19 protein-coding genes and 1 pseudogene are annotated in these 17,424 nt (G+C 67.1%); 15 read left to right on the forward strand and 5 right to left on the reverse strand.

All coding sequences use genetic code 11. The features are described from left to right. The first annotated feature begins 99 nt into the window (after positions 1–99). Both ACQY9P_RS12335 and ACQY9P_RS12340 read left to right on the forward strand, forming a co-directional pair. Complete coding sequence (locus tag ACQY9P_RS12335) at positions 100–1,470, forward strand: ABC1 kinase family protein (RefSeq protein ID WP_421738971.1); 1,371 nt, start codon at positions 100–102, stop codon at positions 1,468–1,470. Positions 1,471–1,522: 52 nt separating this feature from the next. Next, on the forward strand, positions 1,523–1,963 hold the full coding sequence (locus ACQY9P_RS12340) for an SRPBCC domain-containing protein (protein ID WP_421738970.1): 441 nt from the start codon (positions 1,523–1,525) through the stop codon (positions 1,961–1,963). Here the strand turns inward: ACQY9P_RS12340 and ACQY9P_RS12345 are convergent. Both ACQY9P_RS12345 and ACQY9P_RS12350 read right to left on the reverse strand, forming a co-directional pair. Continuing rightward, on the reverse strand, positions 1,960–2,559 hold the full coding sequence (locus ACQY9P_RS12345; protein ID WP_421738969.1) for a hypothetical protein: 600 nt from the start codon (positions 2,557–2,559) through the stop codon (positions 1,960–1,962). The genes ACQY9P_RS12340 and ACQY9P_RS12345 overlap by 4 nt on opposite strands. Beyond that, a complete protein-coding gene (locus tag ACQY9P_RS12350; protein WP_421738968.1) occupies positions 2,549–3,076 on the reverse strand; it encodes an RNA polymerase sigma factor in 528 nt (175 codons plus the stop codon). Before ACQY9P_RS12350 ends, ACQY9P_RS12345 begins: the two co-directional genes overlap by 11 nt. A gap of 105 nt (positions 3,077–3,181) precedes the next feature. Between ACQY9P_RS12350 and ACQY9P_RS12355 the strand changes: the two genes are divergently transcribed. From ACQY9P_RS12355 to ACQY9P_RS12390, 8 genes are all read left to right on the forward strand, one after another. Next, positions 3,182–3,655, forward strand: a complete 474-nt coding sequence (locus ACQY9P_RS12355) for a PaaI family thioesterase (RefSeq protein ID WP_421738967.1) — start codon at positions 3,182–3,184, stop codon at positions 3,653–3,655. A 2-nt stretch (positions 3,656–3,657) separates the two neighbouring features. Next, positions 3,658–4,596: an alpha/beta fold hydrolase gene (locus ACQY9P_RS12360; RefSeq protein WP_421738966.1), complete on the forward strand. Its 939-nt coding sequence runs from the start codon at positions 3,658–3,660 to the stop codon at positions 4,594–4,596. A 56-nt stretch (positions 4,597–4,652) separates the two neighbouring features. Further along, a complete protein-coding gene (locus ACQY9P_RS12365; protein ID WP_421738965.1) occupies positions 4,653–5,591 on the forward strand; it encodes a glycosyltransferase family 9 protein in 939 nt (312 codons plus the stop codon). 61 nt (positions 5,592–5,652) lie between these two features. Then, a complete protein-coding gene (locus tag ACQY9P_RS12370) occupies positions 5,653–5,883 on the forward strand; it encodes an aa3-type cytochrome c oxidase subunit IV (protein WP_421738964.1) in 231 nt (76 codons plus the stop codon). Between the two features lie 118 nt (positions 5,884–6,001). Next, positions 6,002–7,144, forward strand: coding sequence for a Re/Si-specific NAD(P)(+) transhydrogenase subunit alpha (locus ACQY9P_RS12375; RefSeq protein WP_421738963.1), 1,143 nt, complete (start codon positions 6,002–6,004; stop codon positions 7,142–7,144). 23 nt (positions 7,145–7,167) lie between these two features. Then, positions 7,168–7,494: a proton-translocating transhydrogenase family protein gene (locus tag ACQY9P_RS12380; protein WP_062149601.1), complete on the forward strand. Its 327-nt coding sequence runs from the start codon at positions 7,168–7,170 to the stop codon at positions 7,492–7,494. After that, entirely contained in the window at positions 7,491–7,787 is a 297-nt protein-coding gene (locus ACQY9P_RS12385; RefSeq protein WP_421738962.1) for a hypothetical protein, read from the forward strand. The genes ACQY9P_RS12380 and ACQY9P_RS12385 overlap by 4 nt, the downstream gene beginning before the upstream one ends. Next, positions 7,784–9,202, forward strand: coding sequence for an NAD(P)(+) transhydrogenase (Re/Si-specific) subunit beta (locus ACQY9P_RS12390; protein WP_421738961.1), 1,419 nt, complete (start codon positions 7,784–7,786; stop codon positions 9,200–9,202). The genes ACQY9P_RS12385 and ACQY9P_RS12390 overlap by 4 nt, the downstream gene beginning before the upstream one ends. A gap of 86 nt (positions 9,203–9,288) precedes the next feature. Here ACQY9P_RS12390 and ACQY9P_RS12395 read toward each other — a convergent pair whose 3' ends face one another. Further along, positions 9,289–9,639, reverse strand: a complete 351-nt coding sequence (locus tag ACQY9P_RS12395) for a UrcA family protein (protein ID WP_421738960.1) — start codon at positions 9,637–9,639, stop codon at positions 9,289–9,291. 623 nt (positions 9,640–10,262) lie between these two features. Between ACQY9P_RS12395 and ACQY9P_RS12400 the strand changes: the two genes are divergently transcribed. Genes ACQY9P_RS12400 through ACQY9P_RS12415 form a run of 4 tightly spaced genes read left to right on the forward strand, consistent with a single transcriptional unit; the run spans position 10,263 to position 14,414 of the window. Beyond that, on the forward strand, positions 10,263–11,012 hold the full coding sequence (locus ACQY9P_RS12400) for a M23 family metallopeptidase (RefSeq protein WP_421738959.1): 750 nt from the start codon (positions 10,263–10,265) through the stop codon (positions 11,010–11,012). 45 nt (positions 11,013–11,057) lie between these two features. Then, entirely contained in the window at positions 11,058–12,032 is a 975-nt protein-coding gene (locus ACQY9P_RS12405) for an alpha/beta hydrolase (RefSeq protein ID WP_421738958.1), read from the forward strand. A 13-nt stretch (positions 12,033–12,045) separates the two neighbouring features. After that, positions 12,046–12,963: an ABC transporter ATP-binding protein gene (locus ACQY9P_RS12410; protein ID WP_421738957.1), complete on the forward strand. Its 918-nt coding sequence runs from the start codon at positions 12,046–12,048 to the stop codon at positions 12,961–12,963. Next, positions 12,960–14,414 carry an ABC transporter permease gene (locus ACQY9P_RS12415; protein ID WP_421738956.1) on the forward strand — a complete coding sequence of 485 codons (1,455 nt, stop codon included), beginning with the start codon at positions 12,960–12,962 and terminating at the stop codon, positions 14,412–14,414. Before ACQY9P_RS12410 ends, ACQY9P_RS12415 begins: the two co-directional genes overlap by 4 nt. Positions 14,415–14,570: 156 nt before the next feature. Here ACQY9P_RS12415 and rpsU read toward each other — a convergent pair whose 3' ends face one another. Continuing rightward, positions 14,571–14,810 carry a 30S ribosomal protein S21 gene (rpsU, locus tag ACQY9P_RS12420; protein WP_085953736.1) on the reverse strand — a complete coding sequence of 80 codons (240 nt, stop codon included), beginning with the start codon at positions 14,808–14,810 and terminating at the stop codon, positions 14,571–14,573. 181 nt (positions 14,811–14,991) lie between these two features. On the opposite strand from rpsU, the gene ACQY9P_RS12425 reads away from it, so the two are divergent. Next, positions 14,992–15,648 carry a COQ9 family protein gene (locus ACQY9P_RS12425; protein WP_421738955.1) on the forward strand — a complete coding sequence of 219 codons (657 nt, stop codon included), beginning with the start codon at positions 14,992–14,994 and terminating at the stop codon, positions 15,646–15,648. Between the two features lie 746 nt (positions 15,649–16,394). Here the strand turns inward: ACQY9P_RS12425 and ACQY9P_RS12430 are convergent. Continuing rightward, positions 16,395–16,555, reverse strand: a pseudogene (locus tag ACQY9P_RS12430) (hypothetical protein); the annotation flags it as partial. Positions 16,556–17,424: the final 869 nt, after the last annotated feature.

Here is a 17,424-nt window from a genome sequence, read left to right on the forward strand (position 1 = left end):
GGCGGCCGGAGGCCGGTGGGGGAAGACCGCAATGCGCTGGCCGACTTCCCCCTCCGTCGCCTGCGGCGACACCTCCCCCGCTAGGGGGAGGACTTAAGCATGGCTGACGACATCAGAGACCCTGAACGCGACCGCCTCTCCGGCCGCTTGAGCCGCTTCGCCAAGGTCGGCGCGGGCCTCTCAGGCGCGGCCGTCAGCTACGGCGCCAACAGCCTGTTCGGCGGCGACAGCGCCGACGCCCGCAACGCCAAGGCTCTGCGGGCTGCTCTCGGCGGGCTGAAGGGGCCGCTGATGAAGGCGGCGCAGATGTTCGCCACCGTGCCCGACCTGTTGCCGCCGGAGTTCGCGGCGGAACTGGCCGAGCTGCAGACCAACGCCCCGGCCATGGGCTGGCCGTTCGTGCGCCGCCGGATGGCCGCCGAGCTGGGTCCAGACTGGCAGTCGAAATTCCAGAGCTTCGAGCACGAGGCCAGCGCCGCCGCGTCGCTGGGCCAGGTGCACCGCGCCGTCGCCCCCGACGGCCGGGCCATCGCCGTGAAGCTGCAATATCCCGACATGCAGAGCGCGGTCGAAAGCGATCTGGGCCAGCTGAAGACCCTGTTCGCCCTCTTCAAGCGCATGGACGGCTCGATCGACCCCACCCAGATGATCGTCGAGATCGGCGACCGCCTGCGCGAGGAGCTGGACTATGGCCGCGAGGCCAAGCTTATGGCCCTCTATGGCGGCTTCTTCTCGGGGCGCGACGACATCCGGGTGCCCGTGCCCGTGCCGTCACTGTCGACCGGCCGGCTGCTCAGCATGACCTGGATGGACGGGAAGGGGCTGCTGGCCTTCAAGGACGCGCCGCAGGACACCCGCGACCGCATCGCCGCCCTGCTGTTCGAGGCCTGGTGGAGCCCGATGACCCATCTGGGAATCATCCACGGCGACCCGCACCTGGGCAATTACACCTTCGGCGGTCCCGCTGGCGGCGACGGCGCGGCGCACCTGAACCTGCTGGACTTCGGCTGCATCCGCATCTTCCCGCCGCGCTTCGTGGCCGGGGTTGTGCGGCTGTACCGCGCCCTGTCGAATGACGACCGCGCCGAGCAGTTCGAGGCCTATCGCAGCTGGGGCTTCGCCGATCTCAATGACGAGCTGGTCGATGTGTTGAACGTCTGGGCGCGCTTCATCTATGGCCCGCTGCTGGACGACCGCGTCCGTACTGTCGCCGACGATGTGCCGCCCGGCGAGTACGGCCGTCGCGAGGCGTTCCGGGTGCGCCAGGCCCTGAAGTCCAAGGGGCCGATCACCATCCCGCGCGAGTTCGTGTTCATGGACCGCGCCGCCATCGGCCTGGGCGCGGCCTTCCTGCATCTGGGCGCCCGCCACAACTGGAAGGCGCTGTTCGAGGCCTCGCTGGAAGGCTTCTCGGAAGAGGGGCTGGCCACGCGCCAGGCGGCGGTGCTGGCGGCGGCCGGGGTGACTTGAAGCCGGCCGCGTTCGCGTGTGAAGTCGCCCTGACATAACGGGAGGCGCTGTCATGACCCTCAAGGCTCAGGTCCAGCTGAAGATCCGCAAGCCGGTCGCCCAGGTGTTCGATGCGGTGGTCGATCACCGTAAGCTGGCGGGCTACTTCATCGAGGTGGGCAGCGGTTCGCTGGTGGGCGGAACGACCGTGACCTGGAAGTTTCCGGAGCTGGACGAGGCCTTCCCGGTCAGCGTCCGCGAGGTCGTCCCGCACGAACGCCTGGCCTTGGAGTGGGGCTCGATGCTGGGCGGCCCCGACAACCGCGTCGAGTTCGTCTTCACGCCGATGAATGGCGAGGAGACCATGGTTCAGGTCACCGAGTCCGGCTGGCCCGATACGGACGAGGGCGTCAAGGCTTCGCAGGGTAATGCGGGCGGCTGGATGTTCATGCTGTCGGCGCTGAAGGGCTATCTGGAATACGGCGTCAACTTGAGGGCTGGGGGGCTGTTCTAATCTTCGTAGTCGGCCAGCAGGCTTTCCAGGCGCTTGCCCTCCGGCTTCAGCACCAGGACATACCGGCCGATGTTCCAGCTGACGCTGGCCGCCAGCGCGACGCCGAACACCAGCAGCATCTGCGCCATGTTCCGATCGCTGGTCTTCCCGACATCGTGGAGCTGGGTCACGGCCAGCAGCATGGGGACCATGAAGACTGGCAGGCTCATCCAGAAGATCCGGCAATTAGCCCGCGCCGCGCGGTTCGAGGCCAGCATGGCCGCCAGGGTGTCGCGCACCGGCGATCCGCTGGCCCCGCCCCGTCGCCGCATCAGGACTCCGGTGATCAGCATGGCCGCCAACACGATCCAGCAGACGGCCAGCATGCCCAAGCCGCCCCATTCACGACCGACGTCCATCGCGCCGTTCAGAACCGACCGCACGGCGATGGCGGTGAACAGCGTCATCGCGGCGGCGGGGATCACGAACAACAGCAGGTCCGCGCGACGGCGGGCTTTCAGGGTGCGCATCAGTTCCTCCATCAGAAAGGTCTGGGCCCTGGCGTCGGGCGTATTAGCTTCCGAGCGCCAGGCCTGTTCGAGACGTTCAAAGTCCATGGTCGCGGTCCTCCACCAGGCTGGCGATCCGCTGCCGGATGCGGGTCAGGCGGGCCCCGACATTGGTTTCACTGAGACCGTGCAGCCGGGCGATCTCGCCATAGCTCACGCCGTCGAGCGACAGCAGGATCAGCGACCGGTCCACCGGCGGCAGGGTGCGGATCGCCTCGTACAGCCGGTTCAGCAGCCCCACCTCGGGCTCGGCGCCGTCCCGCTCGGCGCGCAGGGCCATCTCGGTCTCGATCGCGTCTCGCCGCCGCCGGCGACGGGTCTCGCTGCGTTTCCAGGTCAGGGCGCTGTTGTGGGCGACCCGGTAGACGAAGGTCGCCGCCGTGCTGCGATCCTGAAAGCGGGGGCGGGCGCTCCAGACCGCCAGCATCAGCTCCTGCATCAGGTCATGCTGGTCGGCGGGTTCGGCGAAGGCGCGGCTGATCCTGCGCAAGGCGCCCAGATGGGGCGCCAGCCAGTCGGCGAACGTCTCGTCTCCCCGCCGCTTTCGATGTTGATCCGCGCCCATGGCTCATCCCGTGTTCGAGAAGGTTAGACGCCGACCGCGCCCCCGTCCTTACACGCCGTCAGGGAAGGGTTCCGCTTTGTTCAAACGATCGTTAGGATTTGTCGTATGTCCGACGATCTTACCGACGCCCAGACCGCCGCCATCCCCGATGGCTATAGCCAACTCAACTGGTCGCGCGGCTTTGGCCGGCAGATCGGACCGTTGTTCGAGCAGCGCTCCGGCCCGGGCGAGGCGTGCCTGGGCTTCCGCGTCGAGGAGCATCACACCAACGGCCTGGGCAATTGCCACGGCGGCATGCTGATGAGCTTCGCCGACATGGCCTGGGGCCGGATCATCTCGCTGCAGAAGTCCTACAGCTGGGTCACGGTGCGGCTGATGTGCGACTTTCTGTCGGGCGCCAAGCTGGGCGACTGGGTGGAAGGGCAGGGCGAACTGATCGGCGAGGAAGACATGGTCTTCACCGTGCGCGGCCGGATCTGGTCGGGCGACCGCACCCTGATCACGGGTACGGGCGTCTTCAAGGGCCTCAGCCCCCGCAGGCCCCGCCCGGGCGAGCTGGCCTTCAAGGACGAGGGCTGAGCATGGCCGACGATCAACTGCTGCACACGCCGCCGCCGATGCCCGCGCCGCTGGTCGCCTTCGCCGGCGAGCAACCGCCCGCGCCGGCCTGGTTCGACGCCGCGCTCGCCATCGCCCCCGACCGTTCGACGATCGTCGTTGATGGCGTCGATATCGAGATGCTGACCTGGGGCGAGGTCGGCAAGCCGGGCTTGCTGTTCCTGCACGGCAACGGCGCCCACGCCGACTGGTGGAGCTTCATCGCCCCCTTCTTCGCGAAGGACTGGCGGGTGGCGGCGATTTCCTGGTCCGGCATGGGTGGCTCGGGCTGGCGCGAGGCCTATTCAGCCGAGTCCTTCGCCCGCGAGATTTTCGCGGCGACCGACGCCGCCCAGCTGGAGGCCGGCGGGGTCAAGCCGATCCTGGTGGGCCATTCGTTCGGCGGCTTCCCGACGCTCTATTGCGGGGTCGAACACGCCGACCGCCTGCGCGGCATTGTCATGGTGGACAGCTCCATCCAGCCGCCTGAGAAACGCTGGAAAGGCCCGCCCAACCGTCCGGGCTTCGGCATGAGGGTCTATCCTACCCTCGTCGAGGCTCTGGCGCGCTTCCGCCTGGCCCCGCCCCAGGCCTGCGAGAACCTGTATATCGCCGACTACATCGCCCGCCGGTCGCTGAAGGAAGCGGACGGCGGCTGGACGTGGAAGTTCGATCCCGCCATCTGGCAGCGCTTCTCGATGCCCGACCTGGGGCTGCTGCTGCCCAGGATCGCCTGTCCCGCCGCCCTGATGTGGGGCGAGCGGTCTAACCTTATGCATGCCGAGACCTTGGACTATATGATCGGTCAGATGCCCAAGGACGTTCTGCTCGTGCCGATTCCCGACGCCGACCACCATGTGATGATCGACCAGCCTCTCGCCTTCGTGGCGGGGCTGCGCGGCCTGCTCGCCGCCTGGGCCTAGTCGCGGTGGCCGGTCCGGTTCTCGTCTACGCCCCGGATCGTGGGATCGGCGATCTCATGTGGCACCTGCCGACGATCCGGGCGATCGCCGCGACGACGCCGGAGGGCAAGATCCTGCTGGTGGCGCGGCCGTCCAGCCGGGCGGGCGAGGTTCTGACCGTCGAGCCCAGCGTGGAGCGGGTAGTCTTCGCGCCACACTACAAGGACAGGCTGAAGGGCGCGCGCGAGGTCATCGACTTCTGGCGCATCTGCCGGCGCGAAAAGCCGCGCGCGGTGTGGATCCTGGAGAAGATCGGCCGGCCCGCCATGGCGGCCGCCCTCGCCGGCGTTCCCGAGCGGCGAGGCTTCGGGCTGGGCCATTCCAGCCAGGAACAGTGGCTGAACACGGGGCCGTACCTGCCTCGCGCCATGCGACCGGCGCATCGGCTGGACAAGCTGAAGGCCTTCGAGGCGGCGCATGGCCTGAGCGTGGCGAGCCGCGAACCCGAACTTAAGCTCGATCCGAAAGCCCTGGCGGCGGTCAAGGCGCTCTACGGCGACAGGCCTGGGCCGTGGCTGGTGCTGGGTCTCGGCGCGAGTGAGCCGGCGCGAACCTGGCCCGCCGAGCGCTTCGCCGCGACGGCCGCTGCGCTGTCGGATCTCTTCGGGACGGTCTTCTGGGTCGGAGGCCCGCAGGAGGGCGAGGCGGCCAGGGCGGCCATCGGCGATCTGCCGGGCAATGTCGTCGCCTGTGACCTGCCTCTGGACCAGTCCGCGGCGCTGATCGCGCTGTCGGCCGGGTTCCTGGGCAACGACTCCGGACCGCTGAACGTGGCGGCCGCGGTCGGTACGCCGGCCGTGGGGCTGATGGGCACGAGCCCCGTTCCGGCCTATTCGCGGTGGCTGACAATCCTGGACGCGGGGACTGCCCGAATCTCGGACATCACCGTCAAGCAGGCGGTCGCGGCGGTGCGGGAACGCTTCCTCGCGGAGTCCTGGGGCAATTCGCACGCTTGAGCCTTGGGCGGCCCCGTTGTATCCGCCAAGTAGATTCCTATTTCCTCCAAAGGACGACAGCATGGCCGGCGATTATCACCGCGGTGAAATGAACATCCAGGAACAAGCCGCGACCTTCGTGGCCTTCGGCAAGATGGCCAAGTGGGGCTCTCTGGCGATCTCGGTCCTGCTGCTGACCATCACACTGTGGTTCTGCACCCCGGCCGGCTTTGTCGGCGGCGTGATTCCCGGCGTCGTGCTGGCCGTCCTGGGCGTGGTGTTCCTGCGGGAAAAGCCTGTTCCGGCTCACTGACACCGGTGGACATCGGCATATTTTCTCCCTGACGCGCGCGTAACGCCTCGACAAGAGGCAAGACTATCCCCTAAACACCGGCGCAGTCTGGTGAGCGAACAACGCTCTGGGGAGGGGTATGCCGATGGCCGTCATCGCCGTGACGAAAGAAACCCGCGGGGGCGAAACGCGGGTCGCCGCCACGCCTGAAACGGTCAAGAAACTGACCGCGGCCGGCTTTTCGCTGGTGGTCGAGGCGGGCGCTGGGGTCGCGGCATCCTACCCCGACGCCGATTACGAAGCGGCCGGCGCGAAACTGGCGAAGACCGCCAAGGACGCGATCGCCGGCGCCGACATCCTGTTCAAGGTGCGCGCTCCGGAGGCCGCCGAGATCGCGGCCCTCAAAAGCGGCGCGATCGTCGCCGCGGCTCTCAATCCTCATCAGGACAAGGATACGCTGGCGGCCCTGGCCAAGGCCGGCGCCAGCGCCATCGCCATGGAATTCATCCCGCGCATCACGCGGGCCCAGGTGATGGACATGCTGTCCTCGCAAGCCAACCTCGCCGGCTATCGCGCCGTGATCGAAGGGGCCGAAGCCTATGGCAAGGCCCTGCCGATGATGATGACCGCCGCCGGCACCATCGCCGCGGCCAAGGTGTTCATCATGGGCGTCGGCGTCGCCGGCCTGCAGGCCATCGCGACCGCCCGTCGCCTCGGCGCGGTGGTCACCGCCACCGATGTTCGTCCGGCGACCAAGGAGCAGGTCGAAAGCCTGGGCGCCAAATTTCTCGCCGTGGAAGACGAGGAATTCAAGAACGCCCAGACCGCTGGCGGTTACGCCAAGGAGATGTCCAAGGAATACCAGGCCAAGCAGGCCGAACTGGTCTCCGCGCACATCGCCAAGCAGGACATTGTCATCACCACGGCCCTTATCCCTGGTCGCCCGGCCCCCAAGCTGGTCAGCGCCGAGCAGGTGGCCTCCATGCGTCCGGGCTCGATCCTGGTCGACCTGGCCATCGAGCAGGGCGGCAATGTCGTCGGCGCCAAGCTGAACGAGACGGTGGTCACCGCCAATGGCGTTAAGATCCTGGGCGCCGCCAACCTGCCGGGTCGCATCGCCACCGACGCCTCCGCGCTCTACGCCCGCAACCTCTTCGCCCTGTCGGGTCTGTTCCTGAACAAGGAGGGGGCGTTCGCTCCCGACTTCGAGGACGAGATCCTGAAGGCCGCCCTGGTCACCCAGGGGGGCGAGATCGTCCATCCGTCGCTGAAGACCGCCTAAACCGCATCGAAAGGGAGGCTCCCATGGAAGCCGTCGACCCCACCGTGTTCCGCCTGGCGATCTTCGTGCTCGCCATCTTCGTGGGCTACTACGTCGTGTGGAGCGTGACACCCGCGCTGCACACGCCGCTGATGGCCGTGACCAACGCCATTTCCTCGGTGATCATCGTCGGGGCCCTGCTCGCGGCCGCCGCCCACGGCGGAGCCGGTGAAGCCGCGACCGGATCGGTCTGGATCTCCAAGGGGGCCGGCGCCCTCGCCGCGGCCTTCGCGGCGGTCAACATCTTCGGCGGCTTCCTAGTCACCAACAGGATGCTGGCCATGTACAAGAAGAAGGACAAGGCCAAGTGAGCGGGCCAGCGACCCTGACCCTGGCGGCCCTGATCGTGCTGATCATCGCCGCCGGTGTGTCCATGGTGCTGCCCAGGAAGACGCCGACCGGAAACGGGGCGGCGTTCGCGCCCGCCTTTGTCCTGATCGCCCTGGGTCTTAGCTCGAACGCCGTCGGCCTGCAGGCCGGAACCAGCGGCGCCGCTGACATCCTTCGCTGGCTCTCGCCCTTTGCCGTCGGCATGGGCGTGGCTCTGCTGCTCGCCAATCTGCGCGCCGACAAGGCGCCGCCGTCCGGGGGGACCTCCGAATGAACGCCAATATCGCCGCCATCCTCTACATCGTCTCGGGGGTGCTGTTCATCCTGGCCCTGCGCGGCCTGTCCAGCCCGGTGACCAGCCAGGCGGGCAACCGCAACGGCATGATCGGCATGGCCATCGCCGTCTGCACGACCCTGGCCACCCTGTGGAGCCAGGGCGCGCTGGACGTCGTGACCCTGGGGCTGATCATCGCTGGCGTCGCCGTCGGCGGCGGGGTGGGCGCGGTCATCGCCCGCAAGGTCGCCATGACCTCGATGCCGCAACTGGTCGCCGCCTTCCACAGCCTGGTCGGCATGGCCGCCTGTCTGGTAGCCGTGGCCGCGATCTACACCCCGGCCGCCTACGGCATTCTGGGCGCGGACGGTCACATCCATCTCAACAGCCTGATCGAGCTGTCGCTGGGCCTGGCCATCGGCGCCATCACCTTTACCGGTTCGGTCATCGCCTTCGCCAAGCTGAACGGCAACATGGGCGGCGCGCCGATCATGCTGCCCGCCCGCCACCTGCTGAACATCGCCCTGGCCCTGGGCATCGTCGCCCTGGTCGTGGTGCTGGTGGTCTCCGGCGGCGCGGCGATCTGGGCCTTCTGGGGCATCTTCGCCCTGGCGCTGATCATCGGCGTCACCTTGATCATCCCGATCGGCGGCGCCGACATGCCCGTCGTGGTGTCGATGCTGAACAGCTATTCCGGCTGGGCGGCGGCGGCCTTGGGCTTCACGCTGGAAAACACCACCCTGATCATCACCGGGGCCCTGGTGGGCTCGTCGGGCGCGATCCTGTCCTACATCATGTGCAAGGCCATGAACCGGTCCTTCATTTCGGTGATCCTCGGCGGCTTCGGCGCCGCCGACGCCGTCGCCGGTCCTGGCGGCAAGGTCGAAAGCCGTCCCGTCAAGCAGGGCAGCGCCGACGACGCGGCCTTCATCATGAAGAACGCCAGCAAGGTGATCATCGTCCCCGGCTATGGCATGGCCGTCTCCCAGGCCCAGCACATCCTTCGCGAGATGTGCGACAAGCTGAAGGAAGAGGGCGTCGAGGTGAAGTACGCCATCCACCCCGTCGCCGGCCGGATGCCGGGCCACATGAACGTGCTGCTGGCCGAAGCCAACGTCCCCTATGACGAGGTGTTCGAACTGGAGGACATCAACAGCGAGTTCTCGACGGCCGACGTGGCCTTCGTGATCGGCGCCAACGACGTCACCAACCCGGCCGCCAAGACCGACCCGACCAGCGCCATCTACGGCATGCCGATCCTCGACGTCGAAAAGGCTCGCACGGTGCTGTTCATCAAGCGCGGCATGGCTTCGGGCTATGCCGGGGTCGAGAACGAGCTCTTCTTCCGCGACAACACCATGATGCTGTTCGGGGACGCCAAGAAGATGGTCGAGGGGATCGTGAAGGGGCTTTGATCCTTCGCTATCCGGGTTCGAGATAGAGCAAAGGCCTCAGGTGATCCTGAGGCCTTTGTCGTTTTTGGGTTGGGATTTTTCTGAACTCACTGGGCGGCGACTTGAGTGGCCTTTTCGGTGCGGGCGGCGACTTGCAGGGCCTTGCGCTGGTTGTGCGAGAGCTGGCGGCTGACTTCGCGCCGAACTTCGGCGACGCAGAAGCCGTGGGGCATTTCGCGCGGATTGGAACGGGCCTTCGAGCGGCAGAGTTGGTCGGCGGCGGCGTCGATGCGAGCTTTGAACAGGGAGGCCTGGGCGGGATTGGCTAGGTTCAGATCGCCAACCGCGATGCGGGTTTGCGGCTCGGCGGCGTTGGCGGCCTGGGTCAGGCCCAGGACGGGGATGGCGGCCAGACTGAGGCTGGCGACGGTGGTCACGCTGACGATGAACTTGCGCATTTGAGTGGTCCCTCTGTTTGGCGCTTCGCCGCGCCCCATGTCCAGAGTTTTACTTGCGAGTTCTCATGAAGTCCCGTTACGTCTCATTCATGACGTGTAATTTAAATAGTTACACTCATTTAATGGTCTAAAAATCCTGTAATGCTTACCGATGTATTTGTTGCGTGGCGTGACGGTTCACCCATCCCGCAGCCGCGACAGGGCGTCGCAGGCGTGTGGCGCCCGGCTGAGCGACGAATTGTTGAATTCTACCTCGCCACTAATTCTGCGCGCCGTACGGGGGATGAAATCCTCCAGTCTTACGGCGGCGTTTGCCTGAAAAACGGAAGATGAGCGTGGATGACAGCGGAGGGATCGACGCGATCAACCCTCTGATTTGGACCCTGGCGGGCTAAGCAATATTATCGACCACATAGCTTTCGTGGCCTGAGTGGACGCATTCCGGGGTGAAAGTTTGGTGCGCGAAGAAGTTGCGCCTTAAGTAATGGTTAAGCTGCGCCCTGTTTTCGCCCAATAGAACCTGCATCCACCCCGCCGATTCATCATCGCGAAAGATCAATATGGGACCAAGAGCGCTCTAGCGCGGTCCCTCATTCAGACCGATCGTCTGAGAGGAAGCGGATTTGACGTCACAGACCCTCGCTGCACGGCCGCCCTATTCCCGCGCCGCGTTTCTCGCCTTGGTGGGCGTGATCGCCACGGTGGGCGCGCTGAACGCGACAACGGCCCTGCGCGCCCTGGCCGGAGAGCCCGCTTCGCCACCGACCCCCGTCATCGATACGTCCGATGTCGAGATCGCTCCGCCGCCTCCGCCGCCGCCGGCCTTCGTGTTCGATACGCCGCTGCCTGGCCGTGTGGTCAACTCGCCGTTCGGTCTGCGCCAGCTGCCCTGGGAAGAAAACGGCCGCCTGCATGAAGGCGTCGACATCGCCGCGCCGGAAGGTTCGGCGATCAAGGCCGCCACGGACGGCGTGGTTGTCCGCGCCGGCGTCAGCGGCTCCTATGGTCGCTATGTGGAGCTGGCGCACAAGGACGGCTTCCGCACGATGTACGCCCATCTGGGTGCGACGGCGCGGGGCGTGAAGCCTGGCGCCTTCGCCCGTCGTGGCCAGACGATCGCCTATGTCGGCAGCAGCGGCCGCTCGACAGGCGCGCACCTGCATTTCGAGCTGCGCCGCAAGGGCAAGCCGTTGAACCCAACTTTCTTCCTGGGCCAGAGCTTCGCGGAGGCCGACGATCTGCCCCTGAAGGCCGCCGCGCGCGTGTCTCGCAAGGTTAGATTGGCGACGGTGTCCAACTGGCCCGAGAGTGTGAAGGCCGCCAAGACCAAGGGCGGCCGGGTTCGCGGTCGCATCGTCGTCGCCGACAGTTAGAGAAGGCCACTCGACGCGTCATGATCGCCCGGTAAGCTGGAGGACATGCTCAAGGTCCTTGGTCGCGGTTTCGCCGGTGTCGCAGTTTTCTTTGTCTCCTATGTCGCCGTGGGCGGCCTGATGAGCGCCTCGGGCGCGCCGCGTCCGCGTGGCGAGATGGTCCAGATCGAGCCGGGGCGCAGCCTGCGGCTGGTCTGCGAGGGGCCTCGCACAGCGCGTCCCGTCGTCTGGCTGGAAGCCGGAGCCTTCGGCTTCGCCGCCGACTGGGGCGCGACCCAGCAGGCCCTGACGGCGGCCGGTTGGCGCTCCTGCGCCTATGACCGGGCGGGCATGGGCTATTCCCAGCCCGGTCCTTCGCCGCGCGACGGTCTGGCGATCGTGTCGGACTTCGAAAAACTGACCGCCGCCTCGGGCGAGCCAGGGCCCTACATCCTGGTGGGCCACTCGATGGCGGGCCTGAGGTTGCGCCAATATGCCGGCCGCAATCCGGGTGAGATCGCTGGCCTGGTGCTCGTCGACGCCGCCACGCCGGAGGCGGCGGCCAGTCCGCGCCTGAAGGGTTTCATCAAGGCCTTCGCCGCGGCGTCGCGATGGGCGGCGCGGGGCGCGTCCCTGGGGCTCTACAAGCCCCTGGTCCGTACGGGCCTGGGCGACAAGATCGGCCTGCCCAAGGCGGCGGGCGACGAAAAGCGCTGGGCCTTCGCCAATGGCCTGCACAATCGTACGGCCGCCGCCGAGGTGGAGCTGTGGCCCCTGGCCTCGGACCAGGCCGCCGCCCAGCCGCCCTTCGATCCCGCCTGGCCCGTGGCCGTGGTCACCGCCGGACCGATGATGGGGCGCGAGGCCTGGAAGGACATCCAGGCCGCGCCGGCCAGGGCGTCGCGCCATGGCCTGGTCGACCATGTGGAGGCGGCGACCCATACGCGGTTGCTGGGCCAGGGTTTCGCGGACCATATCGTGCGGGCGGTGGCCTTCGTGGCCAGTCCGCCAGAGGCTGATACAACTCTGAAGAGCGATTGATTCGGGAGCGCGCATGTCGACGGCCCTCAGCCTGGATGGCGTCAGCAAACGCTATGGCGATTTTCACGCCGTGCGCGATGTCAGCTTCTCGGTCCCGGCGGGGCGGATCTGCGGCTTTCTGGGCCCCAACGGCGCGGGCAAGACTTCGACCATCCGCATGGCTCTGGGTCTGATCGCGCCGACCTCCGGCCAGATCACCGTGCTGGGCAGCGACGACGCCCGCAAGGTGCGCGACCGCATCGGCTTCCTCCCCGAGGAGCGGGGTCTCTACAAGCGCATGACCCCGATCGACGCCATTGCCTTCTTCGCGGGTCTGAAGGGCGTGGCCGATGGCGAGGCGCGCAAGCGGGGCAAGGCGATGCTGGAAGCCCAAGGCCTGGGCCCGTTCATGGCCAAGCCGATCCAGTCGCTGTCCAAGGGCATGGCCCAGAAGGTGCAACTGCTGTCGGCCCTGGCCCACGAGCCCGAGCTGGTGGTTCTGGACGAGCCGTTCTCGGGCCTGGACCCCGTCAACCAGCAGGCGCTGGAGGCGATGATCCGCGACATCGCCGCCCGGGGCGCGACGGTGCTGTTTTCGACCCACGTCATGCAGCACGCCGAGCGGCTGTGCGACCGGGTGGTGCTGATGGCGCGGGGCCGCAAGGTGTTCGACGGCGATGTCGCCGAGGCCCGCAGCGCGGCGCCCCGCGTGCTGGTGCTGGAAGGCGACCTGACCGCCGAAGAAGTCGCGGCCCTGCCGGGGATCGGCAAGGTCACGGCCGAGACCCTGGCCGACGGGAGCCGGCGCCATGTGGCCGTGCTGGAAGCCGGGGCCGACGGCCAGGCCGCGCTGAAGACCGCCTTCGCCCGTGACCTGGCGCTCAAGCGATTCGAGGCCCGGGAGCCCAGCCTGCATGATGCCTTCATCGTCCTGACCGGAGGCCAGGCATGAGCCGGCTGCTGCGCATCGCCCGCCGCGAATATCTGGCCTATGTCCGCACGGCGGGCTTCTGGCTGTCGATCCTGGCCTTGCCTCTGGTCATGGGCGTCAGCATCAGCGCGCCCATGATGATGATGCGCTCGGCCCAGCCCGAGCGCCTGGCCATCGTCGACCTGACCGGCCAGGGCCTGGGCGAGGCGGTGACCCGGGCGCTGGACGAGGAGCAGGCCCGCGCGGTCGGCCGCTCGCTGCGCGCCGCCGCCACGGCGGCCGGCGGTCCCAAGGCCGGCGACACCGTGCGGCTGGCCCAGGAACGGGGCGGCGAGGCCGAGGCCCGCAAGGCCCTGGCGGCGCTCAACCCGGCGGTCGCCGAACGCTTCAAGACCCCCAAGCCCTCCGCCGTGCGCCAGCCGGCCCCGGCCGAAGCCCTGAACGCCGCCGACGCCAAGGCGGCCGGGGTCGTCCTGCGGCGCGAGATCAGCGAGCGCCGCCTCGACACCGGCCTGATCCTCAGCGGCCGCGACGACGCCATCGTCATGGACCTGTGGAGCCGCAACCTGGCCGCCCCGGTGCTGGAGAACGATCTGCGCGGCCATGTCCGCGACATCATGCGGGAGCGGGCCCTGTCCCGGGCCGGAGTCGACGCCGCCACCCTGAAGGCGGTCGATGCGCTGAAGCCCACGCTCAACAGCCTGTCGCCCAAGGCCGCCTCGGGCGAGAAGATCTCGCTGCGCGACCGCCTGCCCACCTATGTCGGCCTGGCCATGGGCTTTCTGCTCTGGTCGATGGTGATGACGGGGGCGGGGATCCTGCTCAACAGCGTCATCGAGGAGAAGTCGACCAAGATCCTGGAGGTGCTGCTGTCCTCGGCCTCGGTGCCCGAGATCATGGGCGGCAAGATCCTGGGTGTGGCGGGCCTGACGGGCACCGTCATCGGCGTGTGGGCCCTGGCGGGGACGGTCGCCCTGATGGCCTTCGCCCCGGGGCTGGCGGGCGATCTGGGGGCCGTGCTGATGGGCAAGGGCCTGATCTTCTATTTCGCCGCCTATCTGGTCGGCGGCTATCTGATGTACGCCTCGCTGTTCGCCGGCATCGGCGCGTTCTGCGAAAGCCAGCGCGACGCCCAGACTCTGCTGGGTCCGATCATGCTGGTGATGAGCATCCCGATCATCTTCATGAGCCAGGCGATCCGCACGCCGGATTCGCCGATCCTGAACCTGCTGTCGTGGATCCCGCCGTTCACGCCGTTCCTGATGCCCGCCCGCATCGCCGGCGACCCGTCGACGGTCCAGGTGATCGGCACGACCGTGCTGATGCTGGCGACCACGGTCGTCATCGTCTGGGGCTCGGGCCGGGCGTTCCGGGCCGGGGCTCTGGCGACGGGCAAGGTGGATCTGAAGGGGGTGGTCGGGCGGATGTTCTCAAGATCCGCTCATCCCCGCGAAGGCGGGGACCCAAGCTGAATCAGCGGGGGATCGCTCGACATCGCCAACCCGCCAAACCCGCTTGGGTCCCCGCCTTCGCGGGGATGAGCGGAGCAGGGGTGCCCCCGGAAACGACGAAAGCCGCGCGGGTGACCGCGCGGCTTTCGAGGATCTTGCGACGGTGAGGCTTAAAGCCTACCGCGCGCCGACCGGCTTCTTCGGCATCGGGATCAGGCCTTCACGCTGGGCGCGCTTGCGGGCCAGCTTGCGGGCGCGGCGAACCGCTTCGGCCTTTTGACGGGCGCGCTTTTCCGACGGCTTCTCATAGTGCACGTGCCGCTTCATTTCGCGGAACGAGCCTTCGCGTTGCATCTTCTTCTTCAGGGCCTTGAGGGCCTGATCGACGTTGTTGTCGCGGACGAAAATCTGGACCAGGGGTCTCTCTCCATTCGACGGCCCGACCAATGTCCCGAGTCCCTCTCAGGGGCCGGGCGGGCGAACAAAACCTGATAAATCCGGAAGAGGGGCTTCCGGGAAACGAGGGGCGGCTGATAGCAGAGTGAATGGGACCTGTCCATGCGCGACGCGGCCTAAACCACGGTGTAGACTCGGATTCATGAGCAAGGCAGCCGAGATGGGAAGCAACTGGGCCGACGAGGCCGAACAGCGGGTGCTGGATGAGGCCGTTCGCTTGGCGCCGACGGTCGGCTGGAACGCCCGCCTGACCGAGCGCGCCGCCCAGGCCGCCGGCCTGTCGCCGGGCGAGACCCAGCTGCTGCTGCCCGAAGGCGCGCGAGACCTGGCGGCCCTGCTGTCGCGACGCCATGACGCCGCAGCGCTGGACAAACTGGCCATTCACGACCCCGGCGCGATGAAGATCCGCCAGAAGATCCGGGCCGGCGTCGTGGCCCGACTCGACGCCGCCGCCGCTGATTCCGGCGTCATGCGCCCCTTGGCCGCCTTCCTGGCCTTCCCGACCAACCTGGCCCTGGCCCTGCGCCTGACCTGGGAAAGCAGCGACGCCCTGTGGCGCTGGGCCGGCGATACGGCGACCGACGAAAATCACTATTCCAAGCGGGCGATTCTCTCCGGAATCCTGGTTTCAACCCTGGCCGTCGACCTGGCCTCGGGCCGCGATTCGGCCCTGGCCCATCTGGACGCCCGCATCGACAACGTCATGGCCTTCGAAAAGTGGAAGGCCGGGATCAAGCCGATGGACCTGGCCACCGAGATGGTCACGGCCCTGGCGAAGATGCGGTACGGCCGGGGCTAGGTCGATCCTCCCCCTAGCGGGGGAGGTGGTCGCGAAGCGACCGGAGGGGGAAGTCCCCGCTGTTCATGGCATCTCGCTCTGTCCGGCGAGGCCTTGCGTCCTTCGAGGCTCGCCGCTGGCTCGCACCTCAGGATGAGGACCGTTTGTTGATCTCCTCATCCTGAGGCGCCCGCGCAGCGGGCCTCGAAGGACGCACGGCTTCGCCCCCTCGCGCGGAAACCGCCGAGTGGATGGGAAGGGTCGCGGAGCGTCCGGGCCTCGCCCGGATGATTGTGTTTTTAAGTACCGTTTCGACGAAGCCGTCCGCTCCGCGTGACCGTTCTGGCGAAAGCGCGCGGCGCTCGAGCCCTGTTGGGGCCTCGCCGCCTTGAAGCCTCCGACGGGCGGACGGGATAGCGTTCCCCGCCCGGACTGCCGATCCTTCCGGATCAGCCTGCTGCTCGTTCGACCCTCGAAGCCACGTCGTTTTAGTTTTCCACGGCCGACCGCCGCCAGAGAACAACGAGGTTGACGGCCCGGAGCACAACGCACTCCTCCCGCCATCGATTGAGCTTCCCGCTCGGTCACCCCTGACAGCCGCAACGGTCGCCGGCCGAGCGCCCTTCCCGTGCTGTCAGGTGAGATCATTATGCGGGCGGTTTGAGCGCGGAGGATTGGCGCGATCAACTATTTTACAGGGTGTTGATTTCGTTGAACTCGGCGCGGGAAAGAACGGGGACTGGGCGCCCCCTATCCCCATACTCCACCGTCATTCCCGCCCTTGTGGCGGGAACCCCTGGTTCAGCTGACACGTGAAGCGCACGCGAAGTGCGCGCGCACTTCGCCCCTCCCGCACCTGCGGCGGATGGAGGGGTTCCCGCCACAAGGGCGGGAATGACGGCGAGGCATGGGAGCGCCTCCCGCCCACCTTCGCGCTGCATCCTTACATCTCACGGCAGGACGATCGCCGGTCTGTCCAGGTTGCAGCCTCCAAGAGTTGTAAGGATGCGCGCGACGCCGGGGCGTCCGCTTTCGGGAGGGAGGGCGAAGCGTGCTTCCGACCCTAGTCGGACGTTGACTTGGGGCCGTCGAGCACGTCCGCATGTTCGCGGAATGGTGCAATAGAACATACCGGTTACAACCGGAGCTGAAAATTCAAGCCCTGCTCACACCCGGCAGTGACTACAGTGGCGGATTCATCTGCCAGCGTCGTAGAATTTGCATCGTGGCGACTGCAGCGACTTTGGCTCAAAGGCAAGCGAGCGATCAGCATGAGTGGACTAAGTACATTGGGTGATCGCGTTGGTCCCAGGTCAGTAGGCCTGATCGCTTCTATAATTTTGCTCCCAATATATGCCACCTTCTCGCACTTCGGTCATGAGGGGCGAGGATTTATAGTCGTATCCATTTGCGTCGTATTCATCGCTACCGCCTACGTTAATATCGAAAATATTAGATCGCTTTCGTTCACTTCCTCGCTTGTCCTGCTATTTATTGCGCAGCTGGCGGCGGCATTTTTCGTGAAAGTCCCTGATCGCTTTCCTGGCTTCATCATGCCTCCCGCTGCCGTTGTGGACCTGCTTCTCGTCTTGGCGGTTATGAACCGCGTCGAGAAATGGGAACGATCGCGCTCAAAGCGCAACGAGTAGCAGAGCTTTCCAAGTGGGCGGCGCGGTCGAAGCGAACGGCGACTTTCCACCCCATACAGACCACCGGAAGGTCCGCTTCGGAGCGGTCGCCATTTCCTCGTCATCCGCGACCCTTGCGCCCGCCAAGCCCGAACGCCCGCCCGCGAGC

This window comes from Caulobacter sp., assembly GCF_965279145.1.
Taxonomy (GTDB): Bacteria; Pseudomonadota; Alphaproteobacteria; order Caulobacterales; family Caulobacteraceae; genus Caulobacter.